This window comes from Mesorhizobium sp. W067, from assembly GCF_054719525.1.
Genome location: NZ_JBTTII010000001.1, coordinates 1,241,113 through 1,254,934 on the forward strand (window position 1 = coordinate 1,241,113; position 13,822 = coordinate 1,254,934).

The 13,822-nt window shown below is 61.2% G+C and carries 17 protein-coding genes and 1 tRNA gene; 11 read left to right on the forward strand and 7 right to left on the reverse strand.

The features are described 5' to 3' along the window. Positions 1–145: 145 nt before the first annotated feature. The 5 genes from plsX (at position 146) to ACYG97_RS06095 (ending at position 3,689) form a co-directional block, all read left to right on the forward strand. Positions 146–1,216, forward strand: a complete 1,071-nt coding sequence (gene plsX / locus ACYG97_RS06075) for a phosphate acyltransferase PlsX (RefSeq protein ID WP_023700539.1) — start codon at positions 146–148, stop codon at positions 1,214–1,216. A gap of 9 nt (positions 1,217–1,225) precedes the next feature. After that, positions 1,226–2,197, forward strand: coding sequence for a beta-ketoacyl-ACP synthase III (locus ACYG97_RS06080; RefSeq protein ID WP_023734142.1), 972 nt, complete (start codon positions 1,226–1,228; stop codon positions 2,195–2,197). 104 nt (positions 2,198–2,301) lie between these two features. After that, the gene (locus tag ACYG97_RS06085) at positions 2,302–2,625 is read left to right on the forward strand and encodes an integration host factor subunit alpha (protein WP_006201891.1); all 324 of its coding nucleotides are present in this window, start codon (positions 2,302–2,304) and stop codon (positions 2,623–2,625) included. 134 nt (positions 2,626–2,759) lie between these two features. Further along, entirely contained in the window at positions 2,760–3,302 is a 543-nt protein-coding gene (locus tag ACYG97_RS06090) for a MerR family transcriptional regulator (RefSeq protein WP_023669374.1), read from the forward strand. Between the two features lie 84 nt (positions 3,303–3,386). Then, complete coding sequence (locus ACYG97_RS06095) at positions 3,387–3,689, forward strand: hypothetical protein (protein WP_023734141.1); 303 nt, start codon at positions 3,387–3,389, stop codon at positions 3,687–3,689. 73 nt (positions 3,690–3,762) lie between these two features. Here ACYG97_RS06095 and ACYG97_RS06100 read toward each other — a convergent pair whose 3' ends face one another. Continuing rightward, positions 3,763–4,032 (reverse strand): hypothetical protein, encoded by a 270-nt coding sequence (locus ACYG97_RS06100; RefSeq protein WP_023669376.1) that lies wholly within the window; start codon positions 4,030–4,032, stop codon positions 3,763–3,765. Positions 4,033–4,445: 413 nt separating this feature from the next. On the opposite strand from ACYG97_RS06100, the gene ACYG97_RS06105 reads away from it, so the two are divergent. Both ACYG97_RS06105 and ACYG97_RS06110 read left to right on the forward strand, forming a co-directional pair. Then, positions 4,446–4,649 carry a hypothetical protein gene (locus tag ACYG97_RS06105; RefSeq protein ID WP_023669377.1) on the forward strand — a complete coding sequence of 68 codons (204 nt, stop codon included), beginning with the start codon at positions 4,446–4,448 and terminating at the stop codon, positions 4,647–4,649. Between the two features lie 82 nt (positions 4,650–4,731). Beyond that, on the forward strand, positions 4,732–5,205 hold the full coding sequence (locus tag ACYG97_RS06110) for a hypothetical protein (protein ID WP_156937210.1): 474 nt from the start codon (positions 4,732–4,734) through the stop codon (positions 5,203–5,205). Positions 5,206–5,246: 41 nt separating this feature from the next. Here ACYG97_RS06110 and ACYG97_RS06115 read toward each other — a convergent pair whose 3' ends face one another. Further along, the gene (locus ACYG97_RS06115) at positions 5,247–5,861 is read right to left on the reverse strand and encodes a hypothetical protein (RefSeq protein WP_023669379.1); all 615 of its coding nucleotides are present in this window, start codon (positions 5,859–5,861) and stop codon (positions 5,247–5,249) included. A gap of 296 nt (positions 5,862–6,157) precedes the next feature. On the opposite strand from ACYG97_RS06115, the gene ACYG97_RS06120 reads away from it, so the two are divergent. After that, complete coding sequence (locus ACYG97_RS06120; RefSeq protein ID WP_023715403.1) at positions 6,158–6,439, forward strand: helix-turn-helix domain-containing protein; 282 nt, start codon at positions 6,158–6,160, stop codon at positions 6,437–6,439. Positions 6,440–6,516: 77 nt separating this feature from the next. Here ACYG97_RS06120 and ACYG97_RS06125 read toward each other — a convergent pair whose 3' ends face one another. Beyond that, positions 6,517–6,969 (reverse strand): cupin domain-containing protein, encoded by a 453-nt coding sequence (locus ACYG97_RS06125; RefSeq protein ID WP_023734139.1) that lies wholly within the window; start codon positions 6,967–6,969, stop codon positions 6,517–6,519. Between the two features lie 243 nt (positions 6,970–7,212). Here ACYG97_RS06125 and ACYG97_RS06130 point away from each other — a divergent pair, with 243 nt between their 5' ends. Then, the gene (locus ACYG97_RS06130) at positions 7,213–7,674 is read left to right on the forward strand and encodes a YbaK/EbsC family protein (RefSeq protein WP_023689490.1); all 462 of its coding nucleotides are present in this window, start codon (positions 7,213–7,215) and stop codon (positions 7,672–7,674) included. A gap of 51 nt (positions 7,675–7,725) precedes the next feature. Here the strand turns inward: ACYG97_RS06130 and ACYG97_RS06135 are convergent. Beyond that, a tRNA-Pro gene (locus ACYG97_RS06135) sits at positions 7,726–7,802 on the reverse strand. 143 nt (positions 7,803–7,945) lie between these two features. Here ACYG97_RS06135 and ACYG97_RS06140 point away from each other — a divergent pair. Both ACYG97_RS06140 and ACYG97_RS06145 read left to right on the forward strand, forming a co-directional pair. Further along, the gene (locus tag ACYG97_RS06140; RefSeq protein ID WP_023734138.1) at positions 7,946–8,914 is read left to right on the forward strand and encodes a glycosyltransferase family 8 protein; all 969 of its coding nucleotides are present in this window, start codon (positions 7,946–7,948) and stop codon (positions 8,912–8,914) included. A gap of 23 nt (positions 8,915–8,937) precedes the next feature. Beyond that, a complete protein-coding gene (locus tag ACYG97_RS06145) occupies positions 8,938–9,945 on the forward strand; it encodes a glycosyltransferase family 8 protein (RefSeq protein ID WP_084023765.1) in 1,008 nt (335 codons plus the stop codon). A gap of 108 nt (positions 9,946–10,053) precedes the next feature. On the opposite strand, the gene ACYG97_RS06150 is transcribed toward ACYG97_RS06145, so the two are convergent. The 3 genes from ACYG97_RS06150 to ACYG97_RS06160 all read right to left on the reverse strand — a co-directional run bounded on the left by ACYG97_RS06150 (position 10,054) and on the right by ACYG97_RS06160 (position 13,739). After that, complete coding sequence (locus ACYG97_RS06150) at positions 10,054–10,743, reverse strand: FkbM family methyltransferase (RefSeq protein ID WP_245260854.1); 690 nt, start codon at positions 10,741–10,743, stop codon at positions 10,054–10,056. Positions 10,744–10,962: 219 nt separating this feature from the next. After that, on the reverse strand, positions 10,963–12,207 hold the full coding sequence (locus ACYG97_RS06155; protein WP_023734135.1) for an O-antigen ligase family protein: 1,245 nt from the start codon (positions 12,205–12,207) through the stop codon (positions 10,963–10,965). Continuing rightward, a complete protein-coding gene (locus ACYG97_RS06160) occupies positions 12,204–13,739 on the reverse strand; it encodes an undecaprenyl-phosphate glucose phosphotransferase (protein ID WP_023689486.1) in 1,536 nt (511 codons plus the stop codon). Before ACYG97_RS06160 ends, ACYG97_RS06155 begins: the two co-directional genes overlap by 4 nt. Positions 13,740–13,822: the final 83 nt, after the last annotated feature.

Genomic DNA, 13,822 nt, shown 5'->3' on the forward strand with positions numbered 1-13,822 from the left:
CACGAAGCGATCGGAGAAAAGCCGGTTGTGCGGCAGCCCAAAACCGCTATTTTCGCCGAACCTTCGCGAGCCCCCGAATTTCGCGAGTTTAGTATTTCTTTCGCGGGCCATGTGCCCTGGCCCAAGCTAGTGAGATAAAGACCGCGTGATCAGGATTTCCATCGATGCCATGGGTGGCGATCACGGGCCAAACGTGGTCATCCCGGCACTCATGACGGTCGCCGTCAGGCGTCCCGACATCCGCTTCGTCATATATGGGCGCGAGGAATTGGTGCGCCCCGAACTCGCCAAATTCCCCAAACTGGCCGAGGTCAGCGAGTTCCACCACTGCGAAGTCGCGGTCAGGATGGACGACAAGCCGAGCCAGGCGCTGCGCCACGGCCGCTGGAAGTCGTCGATGTGGAAGGCTGTCGAAGCAGTCAAGAGTGGCAGCGCGCAGGCCTGCATTTCGGCCGGCAATACCGGCGCGCTGATGGCGATGTCGAAATTCTGCCTGCGCACGATGGCGACCATCGACCGTCCGGCGATCGCGGCGATCTGGCCCACGATGCGCGGCGAGAGCGTGGTGCTGGATGTCGGCGCCACCATCGGCGCCGATGCGCACCAGCTGATCGACTTTGCCATTCTCGGCACCGGCATGGCGCGCTCGGTGTTCGGCATCGACCGGCCGAAAGTCGGCCTGCTCAATGTCGGCGTCGAGGAGATCAAGGGACAGGAAGAGGTCAAGGAAGCCGGGCGCATGCTGCGCGAGGCCAACATGGCCTCGATGAATTATCATGGCTTCGTCGAGGGTGACGACATCGGCAAGGGCACGGTCGACGTGGTCGTCACCGAGGGCTTTGCCGGCAACATCGCGCTCAAGACGGCAGAAGGCACTGTGCGCCAGATCTCAGGCTATCTGCGCGCCGCGATGAACCGCACGCTGATGGCCAGGATCGGCTATGTCTTCGCCAAGGGCGCTTTTGACCGCCTGCGCGAAAAGCTCGATCCGGGCCGCTCCAATGGCGGCGTTTTCCTGGGTCTGAACGGCATCGTGGTGAAGAGCCATGGCGGCGCCGATTCGGACGGTTTCGCGGCAGCGATCGAGCTTGGCTACGATATGGTGCGCAACAATCTGATCGACCGCATCGAGGCCGATCTCGACCTGTTCCATGCGCGCAACCCGCATGCCCAGGCAAGCAGGAAATCCGACGCCACCGTCGACGAAAAGGAATAGGAAAGAGCTTTGATCAGATCAGTCGTGCGCGGCACCGGTGCTGCGCTGCCCCGCCGCATCATGAAGAATGCCGATTTCGAAGGCATGGTCGAGACCTCGGACGAGTGGATCGCCCAGCGCACCGGCATCCGCCAGCGTCATATCTCCGCCGATGACGAGACGACGGCGTCGCTGGGCGAGGCGGCGGGGCGCGCAGCGCTCGACAATGCTGGTCTTACGGCTGCCGACATCGACCTGATCGTGCTGGCGACCTCGACGCCCAACAACACCTTTCCGGCGACCGCCGTCGAGATCCAGAACCGGCTCGGCATGCATCACGGCTTTGCCTTCGACCTGCAGGCGGTGTGCTCGGGCTTCGTCTATGCGGTGACCACCGCCGACCTCTACATCAGAGGCGGCCTCGCCAAGCGCGTGCTGGTGATCGGCGCGGAGACCTTTTCCCGCATCCTCGACTGGAGCGACCGCTCGACCTGCGTCTTGTTCGGCGACGGCGCCGGCGCGCTGGTGCTGGAAGCGGATGAGGGCACTGGCGGCATTGCCGACCGTGGCGTGCTGGCGATGAGCCTGCGCTCCGACGGCGCCCACAAGGACAAGCTTTTCGTCGATGGCGGTCCCTCGACCACCGGCACCGTCGGCCATCTCAGGATGGAAGGCCGCGAGGTGTTCAAGCACGCCGTCGGCATGATCACCGACGTCATCGAGGCGACGTTTTCGCAGGCCGGCATAACCGCCGACGACCTCGACTGGTTCGTGCCGCATCAGGCCAATAAACGCATTATTGACGCTTCGGCCAAGAAGCTCGGGATTGCTGAGCAAAAGGTGGTGGTCACCGTCGATTTGCACGGTAACACCTCCGCTGCTTCCGTGCCGCTGGCGCTTTCGGTGGCCGTCGCCGACGGTCGCATCAAGAAGGGTGATCTCGTGCTCCTGGAAGCGATGGGCGGCGGCTTCACCTGGGGCGCGGTTCTCGTTCGCTGGTAAGTGCCGAACGGTCCGGTTTCGGTCCTTGACCTTGCCGGATCAATTACTTAGGCTCTGCCTTTACCTGTATCGATTTATGTTTTTTGAACTGATGGGACGGTCGCATGGGGGGAAAGACACTTACGCGCGCCGACCTTGCCGAAGCTGTTTACCGTAAGGTCGGCTTGTCACGCACTGAATCGGCAGAACTCGTCGAAGCGGTGCTGGACGAAATCTGTGAAGCCATCGTACGCGGCGAGACGGTGAAGCTGTCGTCCTTCGCCACCTTCCACGTCCGTTCCAAGAACGAACGCATCGGCCGCAATCCCAAGACCGGCGAGGAAGTGCCGATCCTGCCGCGCCGGGTGATGACCTTCAAGTCGTCGAACGTGCTGAAAAGCCGTATCCTGCGCTCGCACCAGAACAGCAAGGCCAAGGGCGGCAAATAGGTTCTGCCGCAGGCTTCGGTTGAAAACGCCGGGCCGTTTTGACGCCGGGCTTGAATATTGTTTCATAAACCGCTGAAATGATACCCGATTCGGCAGACTGGGCCGGATCGCCGTCCAGCGTGAGGATTTCGCCCATGGACAAGAGCCCCGACGCTTTCCGCACCATCAGCGAGGTCGCGGAGGATCTCGATCTGCCGCAGCACGTGCTGCGCTTCTGGGAAACCCGTTTCAACCAGATCAAGCCGATGAAGCGCGGCGGCGGCCGCCGCTACTACCGGCCACAGGATGTCGAACTGATCAAGGGCATCCGCCACATGCTCTACGACCAGGGTTACACGATCAAGGGCGTGCAGAAACTGCTGCGCGAGAACGGCAACCATTTCCTGGTCGCCATCGGCAATGGCGACATGGCTGCCGTCGAAGCGATCTCGCAGCGCAGGCAGGCCGATCAGGTGCCGCTGACGCCAGCCGCCCAGCCGCGCGGCATGGATGACGAGATGCTGGTCGGCCAGCCCAAGGTAAAACCCAGCCGCCGCTTTTTCGGCCTGGGCAAGACCGAGGAGGAAGGTCCGGTCCAGCCCGGCGCATCGAAACTGTCGCGCGACAACCGGGCCTTGCTGCAGGAGGCGCTGTTTGACCTCCTGGAGTGCAAGCGCCTGCTCGACCAGGTGCGCTAACCTTTCCGCTGCCTCGGGCAAGCAGACCGGAACCGGTTCTGCGGCCATGCGTTTGGCCTTCTCTCAAAAAGAAGGAAAACAATCATGGCATCGCTTTCGACCCTCTCCGATCTCGATCTCGAAAAGCAGGTCGCGACCCTTTCCAAAGAGCTCGCCGCCTTGCGCAAAGTCGTGGCCAAACGCGGCGGTGCTTACTACGAGGACGGGCGCGATGCCGCTTCGGACTATTATGGGCAGCTTGCCGACCTTGTCAGCGATGCGCTGCCGGCGATCAGGAAGCAGGGCAGGGCGATGGAAAAGACGGCGCGCGATCGTCCGGCAACAGCCGCTGCTGTTGGGTTGGTCGTGGTCGGCCTTCTCGCCAGCTTGTTGCTCAGCCGGCGCTAAAACAATTCACGAAAACAAAAAGAAAATGGCGGCCGTCCCGCGGACGACCGCCATTTCCCTGATCTGCGGCCGATTACTTGGCGAGCTTGATCTTGGCCTGCGGTGAAACCTGCGCGGTCTGGCTGCACTTGCCATAGACAGTGCCATTCTTGTCCGTGGCGTCGGTATAGGTGCCTTTGCACTCGATCGAGAGCACCAGGCAATGACCGGAGCCCTTGCAAACCGCGCCGCCGTCGCCCGTGGGATGCGTGCCGTTGGCGAAAGCCGAGGTCGGAACGGAAGCCGAACCGAAGGCCGAGACGATGAGGGCCGCGGCGAGCGTGATGCGCTTGAAGTTGGTCATTTGAGCATTTCCTTCTCTGGATCGAGGATCGCCACCATGGCGTCCTTCTGTGTTGGGATCGCCTTCTCGGCGTCCATGCCGGTTAGTGCGGCCTCCAAAGCAAAGGTTCATGCGTGGTTCGAATTTTCTTCGCGTTTTTTCGCGACGTCGATTTTTAGCCTTCGCCAACGGACGGCGCCTGGCGGGGCCGGCATCGATCATGCATTTTCGCGTGAAGGCCGCTGAGGTAGCGGCGCGGCATCCCATGCGAAGGTCACACCGTGGCGTGCCCAAATGGCCGGCCAAGACCTAGTCCGCGCCCGGCTCTTGTCAGGTAGCGGCAGCAGTCATTGCCGCCACTTGGCACCGCGCTTTCTGCCACTCCCGGCTGCGACTATAACGCCAGTCCAAAGGTACCGGCGGAGGAGACGGGCGTGGTCGCAAATTACATCGACGAGTTCATCATGTTCTGCGCTGGGCTGTGGATGACAGGCGTTGGTTTTGGGCTGCTCCAAAGTCCTTTTCAGGCCCAGAAAGGTCAGCAGCCATGGTGGCTGCAGGTCGCGAAGCATTTCAAATGGATGGGACCGCTTTTGATTTTGATCGCAATAGTGCTCGCGTTCGCGGCGCCGTCCTAGCGGGTTCCGACAGCATTGAGAGACCCGTGGTGTCCTGCAACTGGCAACCGCTGTGTTGTCGGCCTTGCGCCTGATACGTTCGTTGGGTGCGCTGTGGTTGCTCGCGTTCTGGCGCATCGGCGCCATCGAATCCTGCCTTCAGCTTTTCCACGTGTCGCCTGGCAAAACCAACGGGAAGGCGGCCTTGGCGAGGACTCCAGGGCCAGCCTTCCCGTTGGGCAAGTCGGCCGTGTCAGGCCTTCTTGGCCTCCACCTTCTTGTGGTGGTGGTGGTGGTGGTGGTGATGGTGATGGCGGTGATGCTTGTTGTGATGATGATGATGGTGGTGATGCTTCTTGTGCAGCGGTGCTGCGTCGGCGCTGCTGGCGCCGATGAGCGGCAGAGAGACAGCCAGGGCAAAAGCCAGCCCGAGAGCCGACAGGAGGGACTTCTTCATGACTTCGTTTCCTTTTCTGCGCGGGCTGAATTTGGCCGTCACCGAGCAAGATCGGTGCCGGTGAACCCCGCAGTCATGACTATCGCCTCCGAACTTTTCGACAGTTTTTCCGGACTGTAGAATTTTGTTTCTGGATTGTGTCTGGCGGCTTCGTCGGCAACTTACATCGGCGGAATGACGCCGTTTGTGCCGACAACGACCCGGCCCGCGGTCAGCTTGCCGTCACTGCCGCGCTCGGCGTTGACGAACACCACAGCGCCAGGCTTGAGGTCGGCGGGCGTCGCCGGCGCGAAGGTCACCACCGGCGTCGTCTGCGGGATCGCGATCTGCTTTTTCTGGCCATTGTCGTAGGTCAGCGTCACCGTGCGACCTGCAATCTCGGTGACATCGGCGACCGTGCCGTTGGTCATCCGGCTGTTGGGCTCGAGATCCCACGGGCGGTCGCCTTCGCCGGCGCCCTTCAGCGCGGCCGGGAAGATCACCACCTCGAGCGCGCCGCTGCCGCCATCGGCCTTCGAAACAGAGGCAATGCCGAGGAAATCGCCTTGCTTGATATCCCCGGCATCCGCCTTGGCGACGCCGGAAATCTTCCACCCTTCAGCCAGCGCGATGGCGTCGGTAGCGCCTTCGCGGGTCTTCACCGTCAGCGTCGCTCCGGCAAAGGCGGTCACCGTGCCGCGAATGCGCACGGCCTCGGCGGCTTGCGCCGCGACCATGCTCGCGCCAGCGAGGCCTGAAATCGTGGCGAGCACGATGGCTGATGTCTTGAATGTCATGGATCTGATCCTCTTGGGAAAAGCTGGCCCGATGCGGCTGCCAGCAACATCAGGCTAACGCGCGAGCGGCGCAAAACCGCTGAACACTTCGGCCTGCGGCCCTTCAAAAGAACTTGATTGGGAGATCGGGGCGGAGATCCTATATGTGCCCTGGCGCCTGCGGTTTTGACGCCGGTTCACGATGCTGTGACGGTCGGTTTGGGCCTTGGCAAATCGCCGTCAAGCGGGCATTGTCCCGGCTCTCAGGCAACACCCTATCATTTGATCCAAAACTCTTTAGCCCCATGGAGTTGCCAATGGCCCAAACTGCAAAACACGAACCCTTCTCCAGGCTGGCGGCCGACGTTGCGCTCGAGCACCCCGGCCTCAAAGCCATCCGGGAGACAAAGGGATACAGTATTGAAGAGCTTTCCCTGACCTGCGGTCTGTCGACCAGCGAGATTGCCGACATAGAGAGCGGCAAGGACACCGATCCGACGAAACTTCGCCGGATCGCCGCAGCATTGCAATTGCCGGAAACGGCCCTGATCGATGCCCCGGCGCCCACGGCGCCTGTGGAAAACCGGTCCGTTTCATAAACAACGGCCAAGCGTCGTTCAACAAGCCCGCCATGGTTTGCCCTGGCGGGCTTGTTGCATTCGCCCAACGGCGAATGTCACTTCTTGCTCGGATCGTCCGCCGGGTTGACGTAGGTGATCGCGAACGGCCCCTCGCCATGAACCTGGACGATCGTAGCGCTTGTCGTCCAGGCGTAATGGTTCATTCCCTGTGGGGCTACGCCGAAGCCGCCGGCGGTCAGTTCGATGCCCTTGGTCTCGTCGAGCTTGTCGCCCATGCCGATATGAAAATTGCCGGAAATCACCGTCACATATTCCGAGGTGGGATGGTTGTGCGCGGCAATCCTGTAGCCGGCCGGCAGCTTCAACCGCAGCACGTAGATGCCATCCTTCGAGGGGTCCCCGGCGATGACAGCCATGTCCGCGCCGGCGGGCAAGACAGCAGGAGCAGGGCCCCATTTGATGGCGTCCGCCTTTATCGGCATGTCGTCGGCAAGCAGCGGCGCCGTCCCGACAAGCAGCAGCGCCAGAGCCGAGGCGAGCTTGAGCATGATGATCTCTCCGGTTGGTCGTGGGAGCACAGCATCAGCGCCGGCCCTGATCCATTGCGACCTACCAAGGCAGCAGCCCGAACACATCTCCCGCACGGGGGATGCGCCTTGCGTTGCTGACATGCGGCGCGACCCGCCTGGCCTGGTATCGCTGCAGCCGTCGAGGGGCGGGAGGTTGCCGCCGACCGAGCGTGAAGCTATCCAGTGTGAACGCTAACCGTTTTCGAATGGGACAATGCCGAGATGAGCCTTGAATCCGTGCGCGCCTTCCTGGCTGCCCATGCGCCCGATGTCGAAGTGCTCGTCACCGAAGCGAGTTCCGCGACGGTGGCGCTGGCGGCTGAGGCGCATGGCGTGGAGCCGGCGCAGATCGCCAAGACCATCTGCCTGCGCGTCGGCGGTGAGACCATGCTGATCGTGGCCGGCGGCATGTCGAGGCTCGACAACCGCAAATTCAAGGACCGTTTCGGCGGCAAGCCTCGCATGCTTGACGCCGACGAGGTTGTCGCGATTACCAGCCATCCCGTCGGCGGCGTCTGCCCATTCGGCCTGCCAGCGCCGCTGCCGGTCTATTGCGACGTCTCGCTGCGCGCCTTCGATGAAGTCGTGCCCGCGGCCGGCGCCACCAACGCCGCTGTAAGGCTCAGCCCGCAGCGCATGGCACAGATTGTCGGCGCCGAATGGGTCGACGTCTGCCAAGGATGAATGTTGGTGATTTGAGAAGCAGGACCTTTGGGGGCAAGTCCTGTCTAAAAATGGTCGGAGTGGCCGGATTCGAACCGACGACCCCTTGACCCCCAGTCAAGTGCGCTACCGGGCTGCGCTACACTCCGGACCGCGCAAAGCCATATATTTTCAAGGGGTATGGTGCAAGCGCTAAAACGGCGCGCCGGGCCTGAAAGTCGCCAGCATTCGGCCTTGTCGCCGCAACGCCAAGGCGATATGGCTCGCGCAGTGTCGATACGAAGGATTGCGCGTGGCAAATTCCTGTTTTTTTCTGGCGGCCGACGCAAATTATTTTCCGTATGCATGCTTGGCGGCGCGCAGAATTCTGGATGTTTCGGGAGAGGCAACACCGGGATTCATCCTGCATGTCGGCGCACGCGATGCCGATATGCGTGTTGCTGAACGCCTGCTGACGAACCGTCTTCGCATAGTGGACGTTTCGGGGCTGTTTGCGGAGGCTGGCCATACTTTCCGGCCAAGCAATGTCGGCACTTTTGTTCGGCTTTTCGCCGACCAACTGCCTCAGTTCGCGGACTATGACCGCATCGCCCATGTCGATTGTGATGTTCTGTTCAATCGAGATATCGCCGACCTGGTGGGCCAGACACTTCATGCTCCGTTGTTGGCCGCTCACGACGATTACATGTATTTCCGCCCGGGCTATCGGAACAAACTGTCGATGCAGCCGGGGGCGCCTTATTTCAACGCCGGCATCATCGTCTTCAACATGCCGCCCGTGCGTCAACAGGGACTTTTGCACCGCGCCAGAGATGTTGCCGTTGCCGGGCAAATGAACGATCAGAACGCGCTGAACATCGTCTTCGAGGGCAAGTGGCAGACGATGCACCCGAACTGGAATTTGATGTCCAACGATACGAAGGAGTTTCGGTTCGCCCAAGCCTATGCGCGGCATTTCGCCGGCGGCAAGCCCTGGGGAAGCCAGGTCGACGTGGAGCCCGAGGCGCTTGCCGTCTGGCGCGATCTGGCAAGGGATACGCCGTGGCTTGAGCCCTTCCGGCAGCGTATTCCCTTCGAGCGGGGCGTCATGAGGCGGTTCGCCCGAAGGTTCGACGGTATCATGGGGATGTTGCCGAACAAGGACCGGTATCGGCGGCGCGCACGGTACGACGGCAGCAAGGTGCATAAGATATATGCCGAGCATGCTGACGCCGGGGCGATGGCTGTGCAGTTTCCGGAAGTACTCGGTGGTTTCGCCTGAGACCCGCAACGGAGCTCTCGCGAATGGGTCAGGCAACAGGTTGTAGCATGCCGCAAAAATCGTGTTTCTTTTTCGCCACCGACCAGAGGTATTTCCCGTATGCCAGCCTGGCGGCGCGCCGCGTGCTGAATGTGTCGGACCACCTCGACGGCTTTATTTTGCACACCGGTGTCATCTCCAACGAAGACCGAGCTATCGGAGAGCGTCTGCTCGGTGGGAAGATCCGCATCCTGGATGTCACGAAATTCATGGAAGCGACAAACTTCAACCGCGGAACGCACCCAACCCTTGCGACCTACATCAGGCTGTTTGCCGATCAATTGCCGGAGTTCGAACCATATGACCGCATCGCCTATTCCGACGCCGATGTGCTTTTCAACAGATCGATAGAAGACCTCTGCAACGTCCCGCTCAACGCTCCGCTGCTGGCCGCACACGATGAGCAGACCTATTTCGACGTAAAGTATCGACAGCATTTACCGATGCAGCCAGGCGCGCCGAAGTTCAATGCCGGCGTGCTGGTGTTCAACATGCCACTGGTCAGGCAGGAGGGGCTTCTGGAGCGTACCCGGCAGTTGGCCTCCGAGCAGGTTTACGGGATGGATCAAGGTGCATTGAACGTGGCTTTCGAGGGCAGGTGGCAGACGATGCACCCGTTCTGGAACGTGATGACCAACTACACCAGCCAGATTTCTTTCAGCCGCTGCTACGCCCGCCACTTCGCCTGGGGCAAGCCCTGGGACCGTCCGCCGATCGGTGTCGAGGTCGACGCCATGGCGATCTATCGTGATCTGGCGAAAGGCACGCCCTGGGCCGGCCGTTTCAGCAGCAGCTGGCCGGTCAAGAGAGGCATATTGAAAAACCTCGGCCGCAAGTTCGACGCCATCAGCGGGATTTTGCTGAACGACGAGAAGCGCAAGCGACGGGCGCGGTTCGACGCCGAAAAGGTCAGCGCCATCTTTGCCAGCCATGCGGACAATTCGATGTTGGCCGTGCAATACCCCGAACGGGTAGCTGGCATAGCCAGATAGAACTTGACGCTCCGCCGGACGCGGTTCCTCCCGCCAATCTTCCTCGATAAGTCTATTGCCTCGCTGGTTGATGCCCTCCGGCTAGCACGCTCAAGGCCGAGCCGATACTTAGCTCCAATCCAGATTGATGTTGCGGATGCCTTCCTGCGCGATCCGGCCCCGCAGCTTGCCGATCCGGTCGGCCAGGTCTGGCGAGAACCGTTCATGTGTCTCGACCAGGATTTGTCCAATCGAACGGTGAATGCTGGCGTCCAGCATGGCTTCGATGCATTCCGCTTCGGCCCCTTCTATGTCCATCTTGACGATGGCGATCGGCTCATGGAGACCTTGCAGGAACTGCACCAGGTCAACCACCTCAACTTCAAAGCTTTTCCCGTTCGTGTGTTCGTGTGTCTGGATCAGGGACGACGATTCGGTCCTGCGGAGATCGCTGACGTCCGGCCTCTGATGGAATGTGGCCGCTCGCGCTGATCCACCAACAGCCTTCGGAATGATCGTCACCCGGTCGTTGTTGCCAAACCTTTTCGTCAAAATCTGGCGAGCAACAGGGTCAGGCTCGAAAGCAATCACCCGCATCCCATAGGCTAGTACATGTCCCGTGACGTCGCCAATATTGGCGCCGAGATCGATGAACAGACTATCGGCGGGAAGCTTTTTCATAAGCTGATGGAAGTCGTATTCGGCCTGCCGCACACGCCGCGGGGGCCTGTGCCATCGGCGATACGCGTACCAGCGCAGCATGAATTCGAAATAGCTTTCCCTCAGCATAACCACGCCCGTCAGATTAGTGGCGCCCACCAACCCGGAATATTATCCAGCCCGGCAAGCACGCCAACTCAATTGGAATTTTGTCAGTCGCGTTTAGCGACGTTTTCCCACCATCACAACATAAATGCGCCGCCGGCAACCCGTGCTCAATTCGACCAGGGGTTGGAGCAAGCAGATCAAAGCCTGCGAGGGCCTGCACAACCCCGGTATTGGCGTGCGCGGCTGTTCCTGTCCTTTAGGATTACTCGGCTACCTCGGTTGCGCCACCGCCCGCAACCCGCGCTGATGCCTGTATTCCAGCGCGATCGCGCCCCAGATTAGGCCGAGCAGCAGGTAGACATGGCGCCAGTGGTCGATGTCGATGAAGGTGCCGAGCCCGATATTGCCGATGAAAGCGACGTAGGCGCAGAGCAGATAGGGCTGCCACGGCCGGTCGCGCAAAAGGATGCGGAAGCCGGCGGCGATCGTCCACAGCGTCAGCGACAGGAACGAGACGAAGCCGAGCCAGCCATAATCCATCAACGTCTTCAGCCAGATGTCGTGCGTGTCTTCGCCAAAAATGGTGCCGAACACCAGCGGGCCGATGCCGAGCGGATATTCGAGCGCCATCTCGAAGCCGATCGTGTAGCGGGCGAAGCGGCCAAGGCGCGCCGTGTCGTAGCTCTGTTCCAGCTGGGCGCGGCTTGAAAACATCTCGCCGACGCCGGGCAGCTGCAGGATGACGATCATGGCGACCACCAGCAGGGTGACGGCGGCAATGGTCATGATGATGACGCGCAGCCGGAACTTGCCGCTGTTGCTTTGCAGGAACAGGGCGCCGGTGAGCAGGATGGCCGAGACGGCGAACATGCCCCAGGCGCCGCGCGAGAACGAAAAGAAGATGCCCGCGGTGATGATCAGCAGCGGCACCGCCAGAAGCGGCATGCGCGCGATTGAGCCGGTCAACAGCAGATAGAGCAGATAGATGCCGGGCAGCACCAGGAACGGCCCGAACACGTTCGGATCCTGGAAGGCGCCCTGGGCGCGGTCGTATCTGGTGAAGACTTCAGCGCCCGGGAAAGCGTGGAAATAGCCGGCAATGCCGAGCAGCGAGGTCACCACCGCGGAGACAACATAGGCGATGAAGATCAGCCGGTAGAGGCCGGGCTGCACCGCCGTCACCGACGAGAAGAACACCGCGGTGACCGCGAGAAACAGCGAGACCGCGAGATAGAGCGGTGTGTTGGCGAGATCGGCCATCTGAGTCATTGCAATCATGCCGCCGATGTTCATCGTGATCAGCAGCACCAGCAGCGGCACGGCCGCGCGCGATATGCGCAGGCCAAACAGCCCCCACACCCCGATCAGCCCGACCATGAAAAGATCGTAAGGCGCCGGCTCGTCGATGACGAAGCCTGACAGGAAGACGCCGAAAAACACCGCGCCCGACGATATCAGCGCGATCAGCTTGGCATTGACCGCAGCCTGCGGCACATCATGGGAAATCGCGCTCAATAGGCGTTTTCCGTGTTGAGCAGCCGCAGCGGCGTCATGAGCAGGATGCGCAGATCGAACAGCATCGACCAGTTCTCGATGTAATAGAGGTCATATTCCGTGCGCATGCGGATCTTCTCATTGGTGTCCATCTCGCCGCGCCAGCCATTGATCTGCGCCCAGCCGGTAACGCCGGGCTTGACCTTGTGGCGGGCGAAATAGCCGTCGACCACCTCATTGTAGAGAAGGTTGTGCGACTGCGCGGCAATCGCATGCGGGCGCGGGCCAACCAGTGACAGCGTGCCGAACAGCGAGTTGAAGAACTGCGGCAGCTCGTCGATCGAGCTCTTGCGGATGAAGCGGCCGACGCGGGTGACGCGCGGATCGTTCTTGGTCACCGTCTGCTTGGCGGTCGGGTCCGAGCGGTCGGTGTACATGGAGCGGAATTTGTAGACTTCGACGATCTCGTTGTTGAAGCCGTGCCGCTTCTGCTTGAATAGCACCGGCCCCTTGCTGTCGAGCTTGATGGCGATGGCAGTCGCCAGCATCACCGGTGAGAACAGGATGATGCCGATCAGCGAGAAGACGATGTCGAAGGCGCGCTTGGCGACCGAATCCCAGTCGTTGATCGGCCTGTCGAAGATATCGAGCATCGGCACCGAGCCGATGTAGGAATAGGCGCGCGGGCGAAACTGCAAAGCGTTCGAATGCGCCGAGAGCCGGATGTCGACCGGCAGCACCCAGAGCTTCTTCAGCAGCTGCAGCACGCGCGTTTCGGCAGTCAGCGGCAGCGACACGATCAGCATGTCGATGCGCGCGATGCGAGCGAATTCCATCAGCTCCGAAATGGTGCCGAGCTTGGGATAGCCGGCCACGATCGGCGGCGAGCGCTTGTCGCCGCGGTCATCGAAGATGCCGCAGATGCGGATGTCGTTGTCTGGCTGCTTCTCGACCGAGCGGATCAGCATCTCGGCCGCCTTGCCGCCGCCGACGATGACGGCGCGGCGTTCCATGCGGCCGTTGCGCGCCCAGCGCCGGATCAGCTTCGACATCACCAGCCTGAGTCCGAACAGCAGAAGCAGGCCGACGACAAACCAGGTGCCGAACAGCAGACGCGAATAATCCTCCGACATTTTCATGATGAAGGCCGTCAGCGCCATCAGCGCGAAGGTGCCGGCCCAGACCATCAGCACGCGGCCGAGATTGGAGATCGGTCGCATCAAGGCGGAGATCTGGTAGCAATCGCTGACGTCGAGCAGCACCACGGCCACGAATGACGCCGCGGCAATGGTCAGCGGATATTGCCAGGCGAGATAGTTGAAGAAGCCGACAAAGTGGAAGTAGAGCGCGAGCCCCGACAGGAACAGCAAGCCGAATTCGACGATGCGCAATACGCCGCTGACCATGACCGGCGACATCGTATCGCGCCGGTATTGCGAGGCGACCTGGCGGGCAACACTGTTCATGCCGCCGGGCGTGGGGCTCTCGGCAGGACTGTCGAATTTGCGCACCGCATCGGCCGAAAAGCGGCGCGTGGGGTCGGTCTCGTTCATCGGGTTTCCCACAAGCTTCCGCGATGACGATAGCAGAAAGAGAGCTAAAAAAACCTTGAGACAACTTGTGGTTTTGGACGGTC

Excerpts from the sequence above, each read along its gene's own strand:
- ACYG97_RS06085 (WP_006201891.1), top strand. The coding sequence starts at position 2,302 with ATGGGGGGAAAGACACTTACGCGCGCCGACCTTGCCGAAGCTGTTTAC.
- ACYG97_RS06090 (WP_023669374.1), top strand. The coding sequence starts at position 2,760 with ATGGACAAGAGCCCCGACGCTTTCCGCACCATCAGCGAGGTCGCGGAG.
- ACYG97_RS06095 (WP_023734141.1), top strand. The coding sequence starts at position 3,387 with ATGGCATCGCTTTCGACCCTCTCCGATCTCGATCTCGAAAAGCAGGTC.
- ACYG97_RS06100 (WP_023669376.1), bottom strand. The coding sequence starts at position 4,032 with ATGACCAACTTCAAGCGCATCACGCTCGCCGCGGCCCTCATCGTCTCG.
- ACYG97_RS06115 (WP_023669379.1), bottom strand. The coding sequence starts at position 5,861 with ATGACATTCAAGACATCAGCCATCGTGCTCGCCACGATTTCAGGCCTC.
- ACYG97_RS06120 (WP_023715403.1), top strand. The coding sequence starts at position 6,158 with ATGGCCCAAACTGCAAAACACGAACCCTTCTCCAGGCTGGCGGCCGAC.
- ACYG97_RS06125 (WP_023734139.1), bottom strand. The coding sequence starts at position 6,969 with ATGCTCAAGCTCGCCTCGGCTCTGGCGCTGCTGCTTGTCGGGACGGCG.
- ACYG97_RS06130 (WP_023689490.1), top strand. The coding sequence starts at position 7,213 with ATGAGCCTTGAATCCGTGCGCGCCTTCCTGGCTGCCCATGCGCCCGAT.
- ACYG97_RS06145 (WP_084023765.1), top strand. The coding sequence starts at position 8,938 with ATGGGTCAGGCAACAGGTTGTAGCATGCCGCAAAAATCGTGTTTCTTT.
- ACYG97_RS06160 (WP_023689486.1), bottom strand. The coding sequence starts at position 13,739 with ATGAACGAGACCGACCCCACGCGCCGCTTTTCGGCCGATGCGGTGCGC.